The sequence below is a fragment of the Streptomyces sp. HUAS 15-9 genome (genome assembly GCF_025642155.1).
Classification (GTDB): domain Bacteria; phylum Actinomycetota; class Actinomycetes; order Streptomycetales; family Streptomycetaceae; genus Streptomyces.
In genome coordinates, this window is sequence record NZ_CP106798.1 from 2088839 (window position 1) to 2105770 (window position 16932).

Below are 16932 nucleotides of genomic sequence, written 5' to 3' on the forward strand. Positions count from 1 at the left end.
GGCGACCAGGAAGCGCAAGGTTCCTCTCCCCACACAAGGAATGGGCATGACTGCACGAGCTGAACAGCGCGTCCGCCACCGCCGCCGGGTCACGAAGCGGCGGGCGCTGATCGCCGGCTCCGCCGCCCTCGGCATCTCCGGCGCCGCGATCTTCACCACGACGATGCTGACCTCCGCGGGCGCCGCGACCTCCTGGCCAACCGCCAAGGGCAGCAAGGCCGTATCGAAGACGATCGAGGTGTCGGGCACCTACGACGGCAAGCTCACCAAGTTCTACGGGTCCGGCGCCCTGGGCACCGACAGCCAGGACGAGGACCAGGGCCCGATCTTCGAACTCGCCGACGGCGCGACCCTGAAGAACGTCATCATCGGCACTCCGGCCGCGGACGGCGTGCACTGCCTGGGCAGCTGCACCCTGCAGAACGTGTGGTGGCTGGACGTCGGCGAGGACGCCGCGACCTTCAAGGGCACCTCCGCCTCGGCCGTGTACACGGTCCACGGGGGTGGCGCGAAGAACGCCGACGACAAGGTCCTGCAGTTCAACGGCGCGGGCAAGCTCGTCGTCAGCAAGTTCCAGGTGGAGAACTCCGGCAAGCTGGTGCGCTCCTGCGGCAACTGCAAGAAGCAGTTCAAGCGGACGGTCATCATCAACGACGTGGACGTCACCGCGCCGCTCAAGGCCATTGTCGGCGTCAACTCCAACTACGGGGACACCGCGGCGCTGCGCAAGATCCGCATCCACGGCGACACCAAGAAGAAGATCAAGACCTGTGTCCGCTTCAAGGGCAACAACACCGGCAAGGAGCCGACGGAACTGGGCACCGGCCCCGACGGAACCATCTGCCGCTTCTCCTCATCTGACATCACGTACGGGTGAGCGAACCCTCTCGAACCGCCGGCCTGGCCCCCCTCGGCCGGCATGAGAACGCCCCCGCCGGTCACCACCGGCGGGGGCGTTCGCCTGTTGCCTGGCCGATCACCTGGTTCATCGTGGCGCCGATGGCCGTGCTGCCCGTGGTCAGGAACGTGGTCGTGGGCAGTGAGCCGTTCGACGCACGGGACCCGTACGCCGTCGTCGCGTCCGTCGACCTGAAGGCCGGGGTGGCGACGCCACTGTCCCAGTTGTTCGCGGCGGACACGGTACGGGAGCCCAGCTTGGCCAGGCCCCCCTTGTTGCCGACCGCCAGATTGCGCGCGAGGCGTGCCTTGCCGGTGGCGAAGTAGAAGCCCGCCTCGGTGTTGGCGTACGCGGTGTTGCGGTTCAGCACGATCGCACCCGTGTTGGAGTTCGCCGTGGCCGAAAGAGGTTGCCGCACCCGCACGAAAGGAAACGCGACGGGACCGTCCCCGCTCGGTGCGTGGACCGAGCGGAAGACGGTCGCGTCCAGGCGTCCGGCCCGTACCGGGCCGGCTCACCGACTAGCTCACGAAGTACGTCGGGTTCGGCAGCTTGTACGTCCGGTCGGCGTAGCCGCCGTCGAGGTCCGAGTACTGGTCGCCGAAGTTGGCGATGATGTCGTACCCGAGGTCGTCCTCGATGTGCTCACGGGTGCCGGCCTTGTACTGCACGGTCGTGCAGTTCCAGGCGCCCGGGGTGGCGCAGTCCTTCAGGTAGGCCGGCGGGTTGGCCTTGTCCTTGAGGAACATGTGGTCGGCGTCGAGGTTCACATCGGCGCCGATCTTCTTCAGGTTCTCGACCGCGGCGGTGCGCTGCGCCTCGCTCAGGCCCGAGTTGTAGAAGACCTCGACGCCCTTGGACTCGGCGTACCGGACCAGCTCGGGGCTGCCGAAGACGGCCGGGCGGTCGGCCTTGTTCACATAGTCCGCCCAGGTGGTGCCGTTGTAGGTGTAGTTGTAGCGCTTCTCGTAGTCGAGGCTGAGCAGCAGCGTGTCGTCGATGTCGAAGACGACCGCGGGCTTCTCGCCCCGGTGGTGGGCCTTGTGCGCGGCCCGGTCGATGTAGCGCCTGGCGGCGGAGTCGATGCCCGCCAGGTCCTTGGCGTACGGGCTGTCCGGGGACGCCTGGTACACGCCGTTGCTGTCGGCGGTGGTGCCGTAGTACGTGTCGATGTCCTTCACCAGGAGCCCGATGTTGTAGGGCTCGTGGGTGGAGTTGGCCGTCGACTGGTGTGCGGTGGCCGCGCCGGCCCCGTAGAGGGCGCCACCGGCGACAGCACAGGCGGCGGCGACGGCCGCGAGACGCAGTGATTTATGCATGACAAAGGTTCTACGCGCGTCACCACGGTGAGCGCGAGGCCCGTTGCCTGATCGATATCTATCCCACAGGTGACACGGGCCTCACTTCACCCGTCCGGCTCAATTCGTGGTCTGGTCCACGGACTCCTTCCACGGGGTCCGGTCGCCGAGATACGTCTCGCGGGTCGCCGAGCGGGCCTGTTCGTCGGTGAGTTGGGGCCGGTTCTCCGGGACGGTGATCTCGGCACCCGGGCCCGTGTCGCGGTACTCGGCGAACCGCTGGGTCTGCCGCGGATGGGCGGCCGACATGGTGGTGTAGGGCGCGACCGCGTCGATACCGGGGCCGAGCCGGGTGTCCCGGACCGTGAGCATCGGACGGGCGGTGGGGTCGGAACCGGGGACCCAGGGGCGGGCCGGCTTGTAGAAGGCGTCCGGGGCCTCGCTGCTGACACGGCTTCGGGTGACCAGGTAGCCGCGCGGCTTGGCGACCGCCGTGGAGGGCGCGAAGACGAAGCCGTACGGCGCGGCGGCCAGGTCGGTGCGGTTCAGGGTGCGGAAGTGACAGTGCTCGTGGACCGCCGTGGCCCGGCCGAAGACGAAGTCGACATCGCCCTCGACGTAACAGTCGCGGTAGTACTGACGGGCGAAGACGCCGAGCGCGATCGAGTCGGCGTAGAGGGTGTCCTGGTGACCGAGGAACCGGCAGTGTGTGAACGCGCTCCGGTCGCCCTGCACCTTGACGGCCACGGCCTGGGTGCCCGTGATCTCCGGGTGGTCGGCGCGCAGCCAGTCGTTGGCGAAGGTGATCCAGCGAGCGGTGAAGCCGTCCGCCTGCACCGTGGTGGTGGCCGATCCGGTGGTGCCGTAGGTGCCGCCACCGGGCCTGGGTGTGCCGGCCGCGCTGTCGTACACGATCACGACGTCCCGGGGGTCCTCCGAGGCGCCGATCCAGGTCGCCTCCGTGCGGGTGGCGTCGACGACGACCGTCTCCCGGTAGGTGCCCGGTGCGATGACCAGCGTCCGGCCACCCCCGCTCGCGGCGGTCACCGCGGCCTGGACGGAGGTGTGGTCGCCCCGGCCGTACGGATCGACGTACAGGTTGGCGGGGTTCAGGCGGCGGGCCGGTGAACCGTACCGGCCGAACGGGCGCGGCCCGCCGTCGGCCCGCGCGGGTGCCGCCGGCAGCGGGCCCAGCGCGGCACCCGCCAGCCCGAACTCTCAGTGGTTCTTCTTCCAGTCGGCCTGCGCAGCATTGAGCTGATCGGCAAGCGTGTCCAGGAACTCCTTCGCGCTCATCTTCCCGAGCAGCACCTTCTGGAAGTTCGGCTCGTTGTCGGCCTTGGGGATGGTGTTCCAGTCCGGCAAGTAGTACGGCAACTGCACGATCTTCGTGCTGGACCCGTTCAGCGCCTCGGCGGCGAGCCGGGTCGCCGCCGACTGCTGAACCCATGCGTCCTGCGCCGCCTCCGTGTTGGCCGGCACCTGCCCCGCGCGGGTGCCGCCGCCGGGGTGGCGCGGGCGGTTTCGCCACGGCTGCGGCTTGGGCCATGAGGGTCCCTTTCTCGATTGACGCAGACATGATCATCACGCTCTGTGGTGGCGTGCGTACGCCCCGCCAGTAGGGGTCGGTTCGGGCTGGACCGCAACCCTCGGGTTGGAAGCCGCCCGCTTCGGCGGTGGGTGGAGTCACGACTGTTCTCCGTTCACGCGTTGCCACAACGGATGCAGTAAGCGCTTGCCACGCTCGCATGGCGAAGGGCTTCCAAGATGGTTCCGGCAGGGTGCCGGTGTGCGGGTTCGGCTTGTGGGGATCACCCCGCGTACGGGTCCGGCACCCTCCCCGGCCGGGCCAGGAACTCGAAGTCGCAGCCGGTGTCGGCCTGGGTGATCTGCTCGTTGTAGAGCGCGCCGTAGCCACGCTCGTAACGGGCGGGCGGCGGCGTCCACTCCGCCCTCCTGCGCTCCAGCTCCTCGTCGCCGACGTCGAGCTGGAGGGTGCGTGTCTCGATGTCGAGGGTGATCGAGTCGCCGGTGCGGACGAGGGCCAGCGGTCCGCCGACGTACGACTCCGGCGCCACGTGCAGCACGCACGCGCCGTAACTCGTGCCGCTCATCCGGGCGTCGGAGATCCGCACCATGTCCCGCACGCCCTGCTTGAGCAGGTGGTCCGGGAGGGGCAGCATGCCGTACTCGGGCATGCCCGGTCCGCCCCTGGGTCCGGCGCCCCGAAGCACGAGGACGCTGTCGGCGGTGATGCCGAGCTCCGGGTCGTTGATGGTGCGCTGCATCGTCCGGTAGTCGTCGAAGACGACGGCGGGACCGGTGTGCTTGAGCAGGTGCGGCTCGGCGGCGATGTGCTTGATGACCGCGCCGTCCGGGCAGAGGTTGCCGCGCAGCACGGCCACCCCGCCCTCGCTCGCGACCGGGTTGTCGCGGGTCCTGATGACGTCGTCGTCGTGCACCCGGGCACCCGCGAGCTGCTCGCGCAGGGTGTCGTACGAGACCGTCGGCCGGTCGAGATGGAGCAGGTCCGGGATGCGGGAGAGGAATCCGGCCAGGCCGCCCGCGAAGTGGAAGTCCTCCATCAGATACCGCTGTCCGCCGGGGCGGACGTCGGCGAGGACCGGGACCGTGCGGGCGATGCGGTCGAAGTCGTCGAGGGTGAGCCGTACCCCTGCCCGGCCCGCCATGGCGATCAGATGGATCACGGCGTTGGTGGAGCCACCGAGCCCGAGGACGGTGGCGACCGCGTCCTCGAAGGCCTCGCGGGTGAGGATGTGGGACAACTTCCGGTCCTGGTGGACCAGTTCGACGATGCGCAGGCCCGACGCGGCGGCCATCCGGTCGTGCCCGGAGTCCACGGCCGGGATGCTGGACGCGCCCGGGACGGTCACACCCAGCGCCTCGGCGGCGGCGGTGAGCGTGGAGGCCGTACCCATCGTCATGCAGTGGCCGGGTGAGCGGGCCAGGCCGCTCTCCAGCTCGGCCATCTCACAATCGCCGATGAGGCCGGCGCGCTTGTCGTCCCAGTACTTCCACATGTCGGTGCCGGAGCCGAGGACCTCGCCCCGCCAGCGGCCCGGCAGCATCGGCCCGGCGGGCATGAAGACCGTGGGCAGGTCGACGCTCGCGGCGCCCATGAGCAGGGCGGGCGTGGATTTGTCGCAGCCGCCCATCAGGACGGCGCCGTCGACCGGGTAGGAGCGCAGCAGTTCCTCGGTCTCCATCGAGAGGAGGTTGCGGTAGAGCATCGGAGTCGGCTTCTGGAAGGTCTCGCTGAGGGTGGAGACCGGGAATTCGAGCGGGAAGCCGCCCGCCTGCCACACCCCGCGCTTGACGGCCTGGGCCCGGTCCCTCAGGTGCATGTGGCAGGGGTTGATGTCCGACCAGGTGTTGAGGATCGCGATGACCGGCTTGCCCAGGTGCTCCTCGGGCAGATAGCCGAGCTGGCGGGTGCGGGCGCGGTGGCTGAAGGAGCGCAGCCCGTCGGTGCCGTACCACGCGTGGCTTCTGAGCTCAGCGCCCTTCTTGATGCCGTTGTTGATGCCGTTGCTCATATCGACCATCCGGCGACGATGGCGGCGACCTCGGCGCGCTCTTCCGCGGGCAGCTGCCTGCTGGGCGGGCGGACCTCGCGGCGGCACAGGCCGAGGGAGGCGAGGGCCTCCTTGACGACGGTGACGTTGTCGGCGGAGCCGTTCGCGGCGCGCAGTTCCTCGAAGCGGCGGATCTGCTCCCAGACCTTCATGGCGGCGGGGTAGTCGCCGGATCGAAGAGCTTCGATCATGTTCAGCGAAACGGCCGGGGCGACGTTCACGAGCCCGGAGGTGAAGCCGGTGGCCCCCGCGGAGAAGTACGAGGGGGCATACGGCTCGGCGAGACCGGCCACCCAGACGAAGCGGTCGAGTCCGGCGTCCCGGGAGAAGGCGGCGAAGCGGGCGGCGTCCGGAACCGCGTACTTGACGCCGATGACGTTCGGGCAGGAGTCGGCGAGTTCGGCGAGGCGGGCGCCGGGCAATTGGGCGTTGCGGATGTAGGGGACGACGCCCAGTTCGGGGACGGCCCCGGCGATCGCACGGTGGTAGTCGACCCAGCCGCTCTGCGCGACGTACGGGTGGACGGGCTGGTGGACCATCACCATCCCGGCACCTCGCTCGCGGGCGTGCCGGGCGGTCGCGACGGCGGTGGGCAGATCGTGGCCGACGCCGACGACGACGGCGGCGCGCTCGCCGGCCTCGTCGAGGGTCAGCTCGGTGACGAGCCGGCGCTCCTCGGGGGTGAGGGCGTAGAACTCGCCGGTGTTGCCGTTGGGGGTGAGCGTGGTGACACCGCCGTCGAGCAGCCTGCGCAGCACGGCCCGGTGGACGTCCCGGTCGACGGTGCCGTCCTCGGCGAACGGGGTCACCGGGATCGCCACCACCTCGGCCAGGGCCGCCCGCTGGGTCTCGAACGTCACGCCGCTCATTCCTGACCTTCCTCTGCCGGTGACTCGTCGGTGGCCTGCGGGAACGCCCGCCGGACGAACGACGCGATGTGGGCGTGCAGGGCGTCGGCCGCGCCGGCCGCGTCGCCCTCAAGGGCGAGCCGCAGGATCTCGCGGTGCTCACCGGCCTCCCGTTCCCAGGAGGGGTCGGCGGCCCAGGCGACGGCGGAGACGAGGGCGGCCTGGTCGCGGACCTCGTCGAGCATCCGGCCGAGCAGCGGGTTGCCGCACGGCAGGTAGAGGGCGCGGTGGAACTCCCGGTTGGCGAGGGAGCGTTCGGCGGTGTCCTTCGCCTCGTCGGCCCGGGTCAGCGCGTCCCGGGCGGCGTCGAGGGAGGCGCCGAGCCGCACGGCCCGCTTCAGTGCCTCCGGTTCGAGCAGCAGCCGCACGTCGTAGACCTCGCGTGCCATGTCCGCGTCCACCATGCGCACCGTGACGCCCTTGTACTGGCTCATCACGACCAGTCCGGTCCCGGCCAGGGTCTTGAGCGCCTCGCGCACCGGGGTCTTGGACACCCCGAGCTGTGCGGCGAGCTCGGTTTCGACCAGGGCCTGACCTGGCGTCAACTGTCCGGTGAGGATGCGGTGTTTGATCGCGTCCAGCACGAACTGCGTGCGGGACGGGATCGGCATGGGCACAGAGGTCATGCGCGCCTCTCGGATCTCGCGTATGTGATCTCACGTATCGCGTCTCATATATGACGTACGAAGTACGACGCGTTGAAGGTAGGAGCGCCTCTGTGTCTCGTCAATGCTTCTGACAAAGGAAGTTGACGTGCCGTCGGGGAGCCGTCGGGGAGCTTCAGACGATCCTGCTGTCGCCCTCACGGGCGGTGTCCGTGGGCCGGCCGAAGGACACCGCGGCGCGGGCGGTCGCCGACTCACGGCCCAGCGTCGGCCCGACGTGGGTGATCAGCAGCTCGCGCACATGGGCGTCGCGGGCGATGCGGCCGGCGTCCTCCGGCGTCAGATGAACCCGTTCGCCCTCGCGATGCGCGTCGATGTCAGCCTCGCAGAGGAACAGGTCGGCGCGGGTGGCGAGTTCGACGAGAGCGGCACAGGGTCCGCTGTCCCCCGAGTAGGCCAGCACACTCCCCTGGCACTCGGCGCGCAGTCCGTAGGCCTCGGTGCCGTGGGCGACGGCGCGGGCGGTGAGGCGCAGATTCCAGTGCTGGGCGACATGGCCGTCGTACAGGGGCCGGAAGTCGAAGACACCGTTCAGGAAGTCCAGATCGGGCTTCCCGAAGAAGCCCGCCAGCCGCCGGGCGCAGTCCCGTGGCGCGTACACCGGAACCGGCGCGGGCGGAGCCATGCCGCCGAACGCGAAGCCGTAGGCAGCGGCGAGCAGATCCGCGCTGTGGTCGGCGTGCAGATGCGAGATCCAGATCGCCGTGAGCCGCGCGGGATCCGTGTGCCGCTGCAACTCGGCGAAGGTCCCGGACCCCGCGTCCACCCACACCTCGGCGCCACCGCCCCGCAGCAGATATCCGGAACACGGGCACCCCGGCCGCGGGTACGGGGAGGCGGTGCCGAGGACGGTGAGGGCGAGGGGCATATCCGGAGCGTAATGTCGCGGCCTACTTGATCAGACGTAATCCGGGCTGTCGCAGCCAGGCGTCGAGGAATTCGGCGTCCCCGACGTGACGCAGCCCGCATCCGCCGTCACCGGTGCCGTACGCCACCTGAGCGAGCAGCCCCGGCAGCTCGGGCACGTCCAGCACCCCCTCGAAGTCGATCAAGGCGTCGAGGCGTCGCGCGAGGGCGAGCGCGAGGTGGCCCAGCATCCGGTGGTTCGCCGGACCGGAGGAGCCTGCGGCCAGGACCACCCCCTGCACGGGCGGGCTCGGGAAGGCCGAACAGTCCTCGTCCGCCGCGGGGACGTGCTCGTCCTCCGCCAGGAGGAACGCGCCGGTCCCCGCGGCATCGGCGCCCGGTCCGAGCGCCGACGGGTCCTCGACCCAGAAGTCGACCTCACCGTCGTCCCGGACCACCACCGGTACGCAGAAGCTCTCCAGCCACGGAAGCAGACCGGCCACCACCTCCCGGTCCGCCTCGCCCCGGCTCCGTACCCGTTTCTCTTTCGTGCCGTCCTACGGCCGCCACCCCGGATCCCGCCCGCTCAGTCCCACCGCGCGGTCCAGCAAGGGGGCGTCGGCCGGGACGGGGACCACCGGGCCGAAGGCGCCGTTGCCGCGGTCGGGGTCGTCCGCCGCGGCGAGCAGGAAGCCGTACGACGCCTGCAGGGCGGCGGGGTCGGGGGTGTACTGCCGGCCGGTCGCGCGGGCCAGGTCCCAGCCGTGGATCACCAGCTCGTCGGCGACGACCGCACCCGCGACCGCGCCGGGCAGGTCCACACCGCCCGCGCGGGTCATTCCGGTCCACGCGGCGGGATCGCGCCAGGCCTCGGTGAGCTCGTCCAGGATCTTGGGCAGCTCCTCGCGCCAGCCGGGGCCGATGTCCGGCTCGGCGGCGTCCGGGCTGGTGTCGGTGGTGGCACCCAGATCCTTGCGGGCGGCGTCGCGAAAGGCGACGGACAGCCCCAGCAGGTGCCCCAGCATGTGGCGCACCGCGTAGTCCGGACACGGTGTCGCGGCCGAGAGCTGCTCGTCGGTGACACCCTCGGCGAGCCGCAGCAGCTCACGCGTCTGCGGGCCGAGGTCGAGGATCGTGTCGGTCATCGGGTTGCTCCTTGGGAAATCGCGCTGGACGTCTCCGTACGGAAGGTGGACTGTCCGGGTTTCCGGAACTCATCGGTGGCCGCCCTCCTGGAGCGTGACCCACCTCCACCGGCTCCGGCCGGGGTACTCGCTCAGCGCCGGTCGAGCAGCGCGTCCCGCACCGCCGCCAGGTCCCCGTCCGATGCCAACCCGGCGTGATACAGCCGCAGTTCCGTCGCCCCCAGCTCCCGTGCCCGGGCCGCGTCCGCCGCGAGTGTGCCGGGGCTGCCGCCCATCCCGGAGACCACGGTGAAGTTGGCGGCGAGGACGGCGTCCGCGCGCCCCTGCTCCGCGAACGGTGTCAGCAGGCCGGGGCCGCCCGCGCAGGGGACGACCGCGCCGTCCGCGACGGACAGGATGTGGGCCGGGTCCACGCCCACGTTGGCACCGCAGTGGTAAGCCACCGGGTCCGCGTGGAGCAGTACCTGGAATCCGTCGGGCGCGGCCGCGCGGACCGCGGCGACGGCCTCCTCCTGGAGCGTGCGGGCGGTTTCCTCGCGCCACGCGCGCGTGGCGGCGGCCTGCCGCACGCCGAGGAGCTTCTCCACGCCCACCCAGCCCCCGTCGCCGGGCGCGCCCTGCCACAGCGGCTGGAGAGCGGTCCGTACGACGGTGGCCAGTTCGTCGGGGTCCAGGCCCTGTCCGCCGTACCCGTCCCGGCAGGCGGGGCAGAAGCAGAGCGACATCAGGTACTGGCCGGCCTCCCCGAGGCCGACCCCACCGGTCTTGTCGTGGGCGTGCAGATGCGCGAGGCCGTACCAGCCGAGGGACTCCAGCTCGGTGCCCCCGGCTCCGGGCCGTACGGCGGCCTCCGCGGCCAGATCGACGAGGTACGCGCGCGTGGCGGGCTGCGCGACGCACGGCGCCCAGGGGTAGCGGTCGCCGTAGGCGTTGACGACGGAGGTGTCCGGGTGTTCGGCGCCCAGGCGGGAGTTGTGCGCGAGGACGACCCAGGTGTGGACCTCCAGGCCGGCCGCCGCGAGCGCCGCGGCCGCCGTGCCGTAGGCGTCCCCGGGCGCCCAGTCCCCGGCCGGGTACGGACGTATAGTGCGGCCCGTCCAGCGGTCGCCGGGCGGATACAGCACGGCCGCGTGCTCGGCGGTGACGACACGGTGGCGGGGGTGGCGAGGGGTCAGCGCGCGCGTGGAGTGGTAGGCGGCCGCGAGGGTCGCCTGGGCCACCCCGAGCGCGGCGATGCGGTCGGCTGCCTCCGGGTCCCCGACGACGTCCCAGGGGTAGACGAACGCCGACGCCTTCACGCGTCCTCCTCCAGCAGCGCGTGGCCACGTTCGATGATCTGGGCGAGCTGCTTGACATGGTCCTCGGTCGGCTCCTGCAGCGGGGGCCGCACCTCCCCCACGTCCAGTCCGCGCAGCCGTACGCCCGCCTTGACGAGGGCGACGGCGTAGCCGCGGCCCTGGGCGCGCAGTTCGACGAACGGCCGGTAGAAGCCATCCAGAAGGCGGTGCGCGGTGGTCTCGTCGCCGGTCTCCAGCGCGCGGTGGAAGGCGAGGGCGATCTCGGGCGCGAAGCAGAACACGGCGGAGGAGTAGAGGGTGATGCCGAGGGCGCGGTAGGCGAGCTGGGTCTGTTCGGCGGTCGGGAGCCCGTTGAAGTACAGGAAGTCGCCGGGGGCCTCGGCGCGTACGGCGCTGACGATGCGCTGCATCAGGTCGAGGTCGCCGAGGCCGTCCTTGAAGCCGATGATGCCCTCGGTGCGCGCCAGCTCGACGACGGTCGGCGGGGTGAAGACGGCGTTGTCCCGCTGGTAGACGATCACGGGCAGGGCGGTCGCCGCGGCCACCTCGCGGTAGTGCCGCAGCAGGCCCTCCTGGCCGGCGACGACGAGGTACGGCGGCATGGCCAGCAGCCCGTCGGCACCGGCGGCCTCGGCGAGCCGTGCGTAGCGGACGGCGAGGGAGGTGCCGTACCCGGCGCCCGCGGCGACCGGTACCCGCCCCCCGGCCGCCTCGACGGCTGCCCGGACGCAGGCCTCGAACTCCTCGGGCAGCAGCGCGTGGAACTCCCCGGTGCCACAGCAGGCGAACACGGCGGCGGCGCCCGCCTCGACGCCCCGGCGCACATGCGTGCGGTAGACGTCGAGGTCGACCGAGCCGTCGGGGCCGTAGGCCGTGACGGGGAAGAACAGCGGTCCGCTCGGGACACGGAGTCGGGCGGCGAGAGGGGCTGGCGTCACGGGCGCTCCCTGTCGGTGCATGTTTCTGATCGGTGTCTATATTTCTGAACACGACCACGCTACGGGCCCTCCTCGGGACCGGTCAAGCGGACAAACGAGCAACAGAGCGGCAGATTTCCGCACGCCACGCCACACTTGACTAGCCAGGTCGGCGCTCCCTAGCGTGTCCACGAATGTGAATGCCATGCAGGAATGCGATCGACGAGCCAAGGAGACCGTGGATGCCCGCTCCCCGCACCGTCCTGCTCACCGGCGCCGCCGGCGGCCTCGGCACCCTGATGCGGACCCTCCTGCCGGAGTACGGCTACGAACTGCGCCTGTTCGACGCGCGCCCGATCGAGGGCGAGCCGGACGCGATCACCGCGGACCTCTCCGACACCGCGGCACTGCGCGAGGCGGTCCGAGGCGTCGACGCGGTCCTCCACCTCGCGGGCATCTCGCTGGAAGCGCCCTTCGAGAAGATCCTCAAGTCGAACATCGAGGGCACGTACAACCTGTACGAGGCGGCCCGCCAGGAGGGTGTGCCGCGCATCGTCTTCGCCTCCTCCAACCACGCCGTCGGCTTCACCCCGGCCCCCCGGGGCACGGACCCGCTGATCCCGGTGGACACCCCGCGCCGCCCCGACACCTTCTACGGCCTGTCCAAGGCCTTCGGCGAGGACCTCGCCCAGTTCTACTGGGACAAGTACGGCCTGGAGACCGTCTCCGTGCGCATCGGCTCCTGCTTCCCGGAGCCGACCAGCGTGCGCATGCTCTCGGTCTGGATGAGCCCCGCCGACGGCGCCCGCCTCTTCCACGCGGCCCTCACCGCCGAGGACGTCGGCCACACCGTCGTCTACGGCTCCTCCGCCAACACACGCCTGTGGTGGGACCTGACGACCGCGCGGGCGCTCGGTTACACACCGCGGGACGACTCCGAGCCGTACGCCGAGAAGCTGATCGCCGAGCACGGCGAACTGGACCCGGAGAACCCCGCCCACAGCCATCTGGGCGGCCACTTCGTGAACGACCCGCCGATCTGGCCGTACTGAAAGACGGGCAGGAGCCCTCGCATTCGGACACGGATCGGACCCGCCCGCCCCCACATTCGGGCACGGGCGCTGCCCGCTCTCACGTCCCACCCCGCGGCCGCGCAGGTCCGAGACGGGCACACCGATCCGCGAACGGGCCGATACGGGCAGCATCGAATCGGCAACAGACCTGGTCAGCGCCGCGCACCCGCTGTAGAACTGCCCCCATGGCCCGAACGGGCGTTTCCACAGGGAAGCGGGTGACGACATGAGCACCAGTACGGCGGAGGAACGCCAGCGAGAGATTCTGCGTGCCGCACGGGCCACGGGCTCGGTCGACGTCACCGCGCTCGCCGACCGGCTGGGCGTGGCCAAGGAGACCGTCCGGCGCGATCTGCGCGCCCTGGAGGACCACGGCCTGGTGCGCCGTACGCACGGGGGCGCCTATCCCGTGGAGAGCGCCGGCTTCGAGACGACGCTCGCCTACCGCGCCACCAGCCATGTGCCCGAGAAACGCCGGATCGCGGCCGCGGCGGCGGAACTGCTCGGGGACGCGGAGACGGTCTTCGTCGACGAGGGCTTCACCCCGCAGCTCATCGCCGAGGCCATGCCGAGGGACCGGCCGCTGACCGTGGTCACCGCCTCCCTCCCGGTCGCGGGCGCACTCGCCGGGGCCGAGCACGTCTCGGTACTGCTCCTCGGCGGCCGGGTCCGGCCCGGCACACTGGCGACCGTGGACCACTGGACGACGAAGATGCTGGCCGGCTTCGTCGTCGACCTCGCCTTCATCGGCGCCAACGGCATCTCCCGCGAGCACGGTCTGACCACCCCCGACCCCGCGGTCAGCGAGGTCAAGGCGCAGGCCATCCGGGCCGCGCGACGCACGGTCTTCGCGGGAGTGCACACCAAGTTCGGGGCGGTCAGCTTCTGCCGGTTCGCCGAGGTCGGCACCCTGGAGGCGATCGTGACGAGCACACAGCTGCCGGTGTCCGAGGCCCACCGCTATTCGTTGCTGGGACCACAGGTCATCCGGGTCTGAGGAGCCGACGCCACCGCACAGGGCATTCGCGTGCCCATCGACATCCCTTGTCCCCCCACACGTCCGGATACGGCATCCCCCACACGTCCAGGAGCGATCCATGCGCACCCAGAGCCGACGCAGGCCGCGAGCCGCGCTCGCCATGGCCGCCGCGGGGACGCTGCTCGCCCCGTTGCTCTCCGGCTGCTGGTCCGGGGCGGGCGGGTCCGGTTCCGGCGGTGACTCCCTGAACGTCCTGATGGTCAACAACCCGCAGATGACCGAGTTGCAGAAGCTCACCGCCGCCCACTTCACCGCGGAGACCGGCATCAAGGTCAACTTCACCGTGCTGCCCGAGAACGACGTCCGCGACAAGATCAGCCAGGACTTCGCCAACCAGGCCGGCCAGTACGACGTGGCCAGCCTCTCCAACTACGAGATACCGATCTACGCCCGCAACGGCTGGCTGCACGAGATGGACCCGTACGTCGCCAAGGACCTCTCCTACGACGAACAGGACGTCCTGGGTCCGATGCGCCAGTCCCTGACCGGCGCCGACGGCAGGCTCTACGGCCAGCCCTTCTACGGCGAGTCGTCCTTCCTGATGTACCGCAAGGACGTCTTCGCGAAGAAGGGCCTGACGATGCCCGCGCACCCGACCTGGACCCAGGTGGCCGACCTGGCGGCGAGGGCCGACGGCGCCGAGCCCGGTATGAAGGGCATCTGTCTGCGCGGACTGCCCGGCTGGGGCGAGCTGATGGCGCCGCTCACCACCGTCGTGAACACCTTCGGCGGCACCTGGTTCGACAAGAGGTGGAAGGCCCACCTGGACTCGCCCGAGTTCGAAAAGGCGACAAAGTTCTATGTCGACCTCGTGCGCGAGCACGGCGAGTCGGGCGCCCCCCAGTCCGGCTTCGCCGAGTGCCTCAACAACATGGCCCAGGGCAAGGTCGCCATGTGGTACGACGCCACGTCCGCGGCGGGCCTGCTGGAGGCGGCCGGGTCCCCGGTCAAGGGCAGGCTCGGCTACGCCCCGGCCCCCGTGGAGAAGACGGACTCCTCCGGCTGGCTCTACACCTGGGCCTGGGGCATCCAGAAGGCCTCCCGCAACCCGGACAAGGCCTGGAAGTTCGTCTCCTGGGCGTCGAGCAAGCGGTACGAGCAGCTGGTCGGCGACACCAGCGGCTGGTCGAACGTCCCGGCGGGCAAGCGCGCGTCGACGTACACGAACGCCGCCTACCGCAAGGAGGCCGCCGCGTTCCAGGACATGACGAAGGACGCCATCGAGCACGCCCGCCCCGACGACCCCGGCGTACAGCCCCGCCCCGCGCCCGGCATCCAGTTCGTCGGCATCCCCGAGTTCACCGACCTCGGCACCAGGGTCTCCCAGGAGATCAGCGCGGCCATCGCCGGACGCCAGTCCGTCGACGCGGCCCTGAGCACGTCCCAGCGGCTCGCCGAGAAGATCTCCGAGGAGTACGAGGGACGATGACCGCGACCACGACAGCGCCCCTGGCGACCGCACCGGTACGCGCCTCGCGGCAGCCCTCCGCCCGCCTGCGCGCCTGGGCCACCCGGGCCCCGCTCCTGCCCGCCCTCGTCTTCATGATCGTGGTGACCCAGCTCCCGTTCGTGGCCACGCTGGTGATCTCCTTCTTCGACTGGAACGCCCTCTATCCCAAAGCCCGCCACTTCACCGGCCTCGACAACTACCGCGAGGTCCTGACCGACGCCGGCCTGCGTCACTCGGTGTGGACGACGGTGCTGCTCACGGCGGCGGTGGTGCTGGCCAGCCTGGTGCTCGGCCTCGCGCTGGCCCTGCTCCTCGACCGCAGGTTCCGCGGCCGGGGTGTCGTCCGCACCCTGCTGATCGCCCCGTTCCTGGTGGTGCCGGTCGCCGCGGCCCTGCTCTGGAAGCACGTCCTCTACAACCCCGAGTACGGCCTGTTCAACGGCCTGCTGCACTACGTCGGCGGCACCCAGCCTGACTGGATCTCCAACACCCCGCTGCTCGCGGTCGAGGCCTCGCTGGTGTGGCAGTGGACGCCCTTCATGATGCTGATCCTGCTGGCCGGTCTGCAGAGCCGGGACCAGCAGCAGATCGAGGCGGCCCGGGTGGACGGCGCGAGCGACTGGCAGATCTTCCGCCACCTCACGCTCCCGCATCTGCGCCGCTACCTCGAACTCGGCGCCCTGCTCGGGTCGATCTACATCGTGCAGAACTTCGACGCGGTCTTCACGATCACCTCCGGCGGCCTCGGCACCGCCAACCTGCCCTACACCGTCTACCAGAGCTTCTACCAGGCCCATGAGAACGGCCTCGCCTCGGCCGCGGGCGTCCTGGTGGTCATCGGCTCGATCGTCATCGCGGCCTTCGCCCTGCGGGTGGTGTCGTCGCTGTTCCGCGAGGGGGTGTCCCGCGCATGACCCCGACCGCCGCACGTCGCAAGGGCCTCGGCCTGGGCCTGGTGGCCTGGCTGGCCGGGATCGTGTTCTTCCTGCCGATCGCCTGGATGGCCCTCACGTCCTTCCACTCCGAGCAGGACGCGGCGACCGACCCGCCGTCCTTCACCGCTGCCCTCACCCTCGACGGCTACCGCGAGTTCTTCGGCACCGGCGGCGGGGCGAGCCCCTGGCCCGCGCTGATCAACTCCACCGTGGCGTCGGTGGTCTCGACGGTGTGCGTGCTGCTGCTGGCGCTCCCGGCCGCGTACGCCCTGTCGATCCGCCCGGTGAGGAAGTGGACGGACGTCCTGTTCTTCTTCCTGTCGACCAAGATGCTGCCCGCGGTGGCCGGCCTGCTGCCGATCTATCTGTTCGCGAAGAACGCCGGGATGCTGGACAACATCTGGCTGCTGGTCGTCCTCTACACCGCCATGAACCTGCCGATCGCGGTGTGGATGATGCAGTCCTTCCTCGCCGAGGTACCGGTCGCCGTGATCGAGGCGGCGAGGGTGGACGGGGCACGGCTGCCGACGGTCCTGGCCCGGGTGGTGGCCCCCATCGCCCTGCCCGGGATCGCGGCCACGGCCCTGATCTGTTTCATCTTCAGCTGGAACGAACTGCTCTTCGCCCGCGTGCTCACCGGCGTCGTCGCCGAGACCGCCCCCGTCTTCCTGACCGGCTTCATCACCAGCCAGGGCCTGTTCCTGGCCAAGGTGTGCGCCGCGTCGCTCGTCATCTCCCTGCCGGTGCTCGCCGCCGGGTTCGCCGCCCAGGACAAACTGGTCCAGGGACTGTCACTGGGCGCCGTGAAATGAAGACCGCCGTCATCGAGTCCGTGGGCCATGCCGTCGCCACCGGGGTCGAAGG

General features: G+C 70.8%; 15 protein-coding genes and 3 pseudogenes. 6 read left to right on the forward strand and 12 right to left on the reverse strand.

All coding sequences use genetic code 11. From position 1 onward, the window contains the following. The first annotated feature begins 46 nt into the window (after positions 1–46). The gene (locus N8I87_RS09550) at positions 47–877 is read left to right on the forward strand and encodes a pectate lyase (RefSeq protein ID WP_263207328.1); all 831 of its coding nucleotides are present in this window, start codon (positions 47–49) and stop codon (positions 875–877) included. A 61-nt stretch (positions 878–938) separates the two neighbouring features. Here N8I87_RS09550 and N8I87_RS09555 read toward each other — a convergent pair. The 12 genes and pseudogenes from N8I87_RS09555 to N8I87_RS09610 all read right to left on the reverse strand — a co-directional run. Further along, positions 939–1295 (reverse strand): annotated as a pseudogene (locus N8I87_RS09555) (hypothetical protein); the annotation flags it as partial. 124 nt (positions 1296–1419) lie between these two features. Further along, entirely contained in the window at positions 1420–2217 is a 798-nt protein-coding gene (locus N8I87_RS09560) for an HAD family acid phosphatase (RefSeq protein WP_263207329.1), read from the reverse strand. Between the two features lie 99 nt (positions 2218–2316). Further along, complete coding sequence (locus tag N8I87_RS09565; protein ID WP_263216364.1) at positions 2317–3405, reverse strand: pectinesterase family protein; 1089 nt, start codon at positions 3403–3405, stop codon at positions 2317–2319. 9 nt (positions 3406–3414) lie between these two features. Next, a pseudogene (locus N8I87_RS09570) lies at positions 3415–3687 on the reverse strand (sugar ABC transporter substrate-binding protein); the annotation flags it as partial. 320 nt (positions 3688–4007) lie between these two features. After that, positions 4008–5753 (reverse strand): L-arabinonate dehydratase, encoded by a 1746-nt coding sequence (gene araD / locus N8I87_RS09575; protein ID WP_263216366.1) that lies wholly within the window; start codon positions 5751–5753, stop codon positions 4008–4010. Then, positions 5750–6661: a dihydrodipicolinate synthase family protein gene (locus N8I87_RS09580; protein ID WP_263207330.1), complete on the reverse strand. Its 912-nt coding sequence runs from the start codon at positions 6659–6661 to the stop codon at positions 5750–5752. Before N8I87_RS09580 ends, araD begins: the two co-directional genes overlap by 4 nt. Beyond that, complete coding sequence (locus N8I87_RS09585) at positions 6658–7326, reverse strand: GntR family transcriptional regulator (RefSeq protein WP_263207331.1); 669 nt, start codon at positions 7324–7326, stop codon at positions 6658–6660. The genes N8I87_RS09580 and N8I87_RS09585 overlap by 4 nt, the downstream gene beginning before the upstream one ends. A 154-nt stretch (positions 7327–7480) precedes the next feature. Then, the gene (locus tag N8I87_RS09590; RefSeq protein ID WP_263207332.1) at positions 7481–8233 is read right to left on the reverse strand and encodes an MBL fold metallo-hydrolase; all 753 of its coding nucleotides are present in this window, start codon (positions 8231–8233) and stop codon (positions 7481–7483) included. Positions 8234–8255: 22 nt separating this feature from the next. Further along, a pseudogene (locus N8I87_RS09595) lies at positions 8256–8726 on the reverse strand (DUF6368 family protein); the annotation flags it as partial. 42 nt (positions 8727–8768) lie between these two features. Next, on the reverse strand, positions 8769–9356 hold the full coding sequence (locus N8I87_RS09600; protein WP_263207335.1) for a TIGR03086 family metal-binding protein: 588 nt from the start codon (positions 9354–9356) through the stop codon (positions 8769–8771). Positions 9357–9487: 131 nt separating this feature from the next. After that, complete coding sequence (locus N8I87_RS09605; protein ID WP_263207337.1) at positions 9488–10654, reverse strand: hypothetical protein; 1167 nt, start codon at positions 10652–10654, stop codon at positions 9488–9490. Then, positions 10651–11592, reverse strand: coding sequence for a 5-dehydro-4-deoxyglucarate dehydratase (locus N8I87_RS09610; RefSeq protein WP_263207339.1), 942 nt, complete (start codon positions 11590–11592; stop codon positions 10651–10653). The genes N8I87_RS09605 and N8I87_RS09610 overlap by 4 nt, the downstream gene beginning before the upstream one ends. Positions 11593–11813: 221 nt before the next feature. On the opposite strand from N8I87_RS09610, the gene N8I87_RS09615 reads away from it, so the two are divergent. The 5 genes from N8I87_RS09615 (at position 11814) to N8I87_RS09635 (ending at position 16880) form a co-directional block, all read left to right on the forward strand. Beyond that, the gene (locus tag N8I87_RS09615) at positions 11814–12623 is read left to right on the forward strand and encodes an NAD-dependent epimerase/dehydratase family protein (protein ID WP_263207341.1); all 810 of its coding nucleotides are present in this window, start codon (positions 11814–11816) and stop codon (positions 12621–12623) included. Between the two features lie 247 nt (positions 12624–12870). Beyond that, on the forward strand, positions 12871–13641 hold the full coding sequence (locus N8I87_RS09620) for a DeoR/GlpR family DNA-binding transcription regulator (RefSeq protein WP_263207343.1): 771 nt from the start codon (positions 12871–12873) through the stop codon (positions 13639–13641). 100 nt (positions 13642–13741) lie between these two features. Then, the gene (locus N8I87_RS09625; RefSeq protein ID WP_263207345.1) at positions 13742–15112 is read left to right on the forward strand and encodes an ABC transporter substrate-binding protein; all 1371 of its coding nucleotides are present in this window, start codon (positions 13742–13744) and stop codon (positions 15110–15112) included. Further along, positions 15109–16047 carry a carbohydrate ABC transporter permease gene (locus N8I87_RS09630; protein WP_263207347.1) on the forward strand — a complete coding sequence of 313 codons (939 nt, stop codon included), beginning with the start codon at positions 15109–15111 and terminating at the stop codon, positions 16045–16047. The genes N8I87_RS09625 and N8I87_RS09630 overlap by 4 nt, the downstream gene beginning before the upstream one ends. Beyond that, positions 16044–16880, forward strand: coding sequence for a carbohydrate ABC transporter permease (locus N8I87_RS09635; protein WP_263207349.1), 837 nt, complete (start codon positions 16044–16046; stop codon positions 16878–16880). The genes N8I87_RS09630 and N8I87_RS09635 overlap by 4 nt, the downstream gene beginning before the upstream one ends. Positions 16881–16932 lie beyond the last annotated feature (52 nt).

Bases quoted from the DNA above. Each gene is read 5' to 3' on its own strand.
- N8I87_RS09625 (WP_263207345.1), top strand. From the start codon at position 13,742: ATGCGCACCCAGAGCCGACGCAGGCCGCGAGCCGCGCTCGCCATGGCC.
- N8I87_RS09620 (WP_263207343.1), top strand. From the start codon at position 12,871: ATGAGCACCAGTACGGCGGAGGAACGCCAGCGAGAGATTCTGCGTGCC.
- N8I87_RS09630 (WP_263207347.1), top strand. From the start codon at position 15,109: ATGACCGCGACCACGACAGCGCCCCTGGCGACCGCACCGGTACGCGCC.
- araD (WP_263216366.1), bottom strand. From the start codon at position 5,753: ATGAGCAACGGCATCAACAACGGCATCAAGAAGGGCGCTGAGCTCAGA.
- N8I87_RS09590 (WP_263207332.1), bottom strand. From the start codon at position 8,233: ATGCCCCTCGCCCTCACCGTCCTCGGCACCGCCTCCCCGTACCCGCGG.
- N8I87_RS09585 (WP_263207331.1), bottom strand. From the start codon at position 7,326: ATGACCTCTGTGCCCATGCCGATCCCGTCCCGCACGCAGTTCGTGCTG.
- N8I87_RS09635 (WP_263207349.1), top strand. From the start codon at position 16,044: ATGACCCCGACCGCCGCACGTCGCAAGGGCCTCGGCCTGGGCCTGGTG.
- N8I87_RS09580 (WP_263207330.1), bottom strand. From the start codon at position 6,661: ATGAGCGGCGTGACGTTCGAGACCCAGCGGGCGGCCCTGGCCGAGGTG.
- N8I87_RS09615 (WP_263207341.1), top strand. From the start codon at position 11,814: ATGCCCGCTCCCCGCACCGTCCTGCTCACCGGCGCCGCCGGCGGCCTC.
- N8I87_RS09560 (WP_263207329.1), bottom strand. From the start codon at position 2,217: ATGCATAAATCACTGCGTCTCGCGGCCGTCGCCGCCGCCTGTGCTGTC.
- N8I87_RS09600 (WP_263207335.1), bottom strand. From the start codon at position 9,356: ATGACCGACACGATCCTCGACCTCGGCCCGCAGACGCGTGAGCTGCTG.
- N8I87_RS09550 (WP_263207328.1), top strand. From the start codon at position 47: ATGACTGCACGAGCTGAACAGCGCGTCCGCCACCGCCGCCGGGTCACG.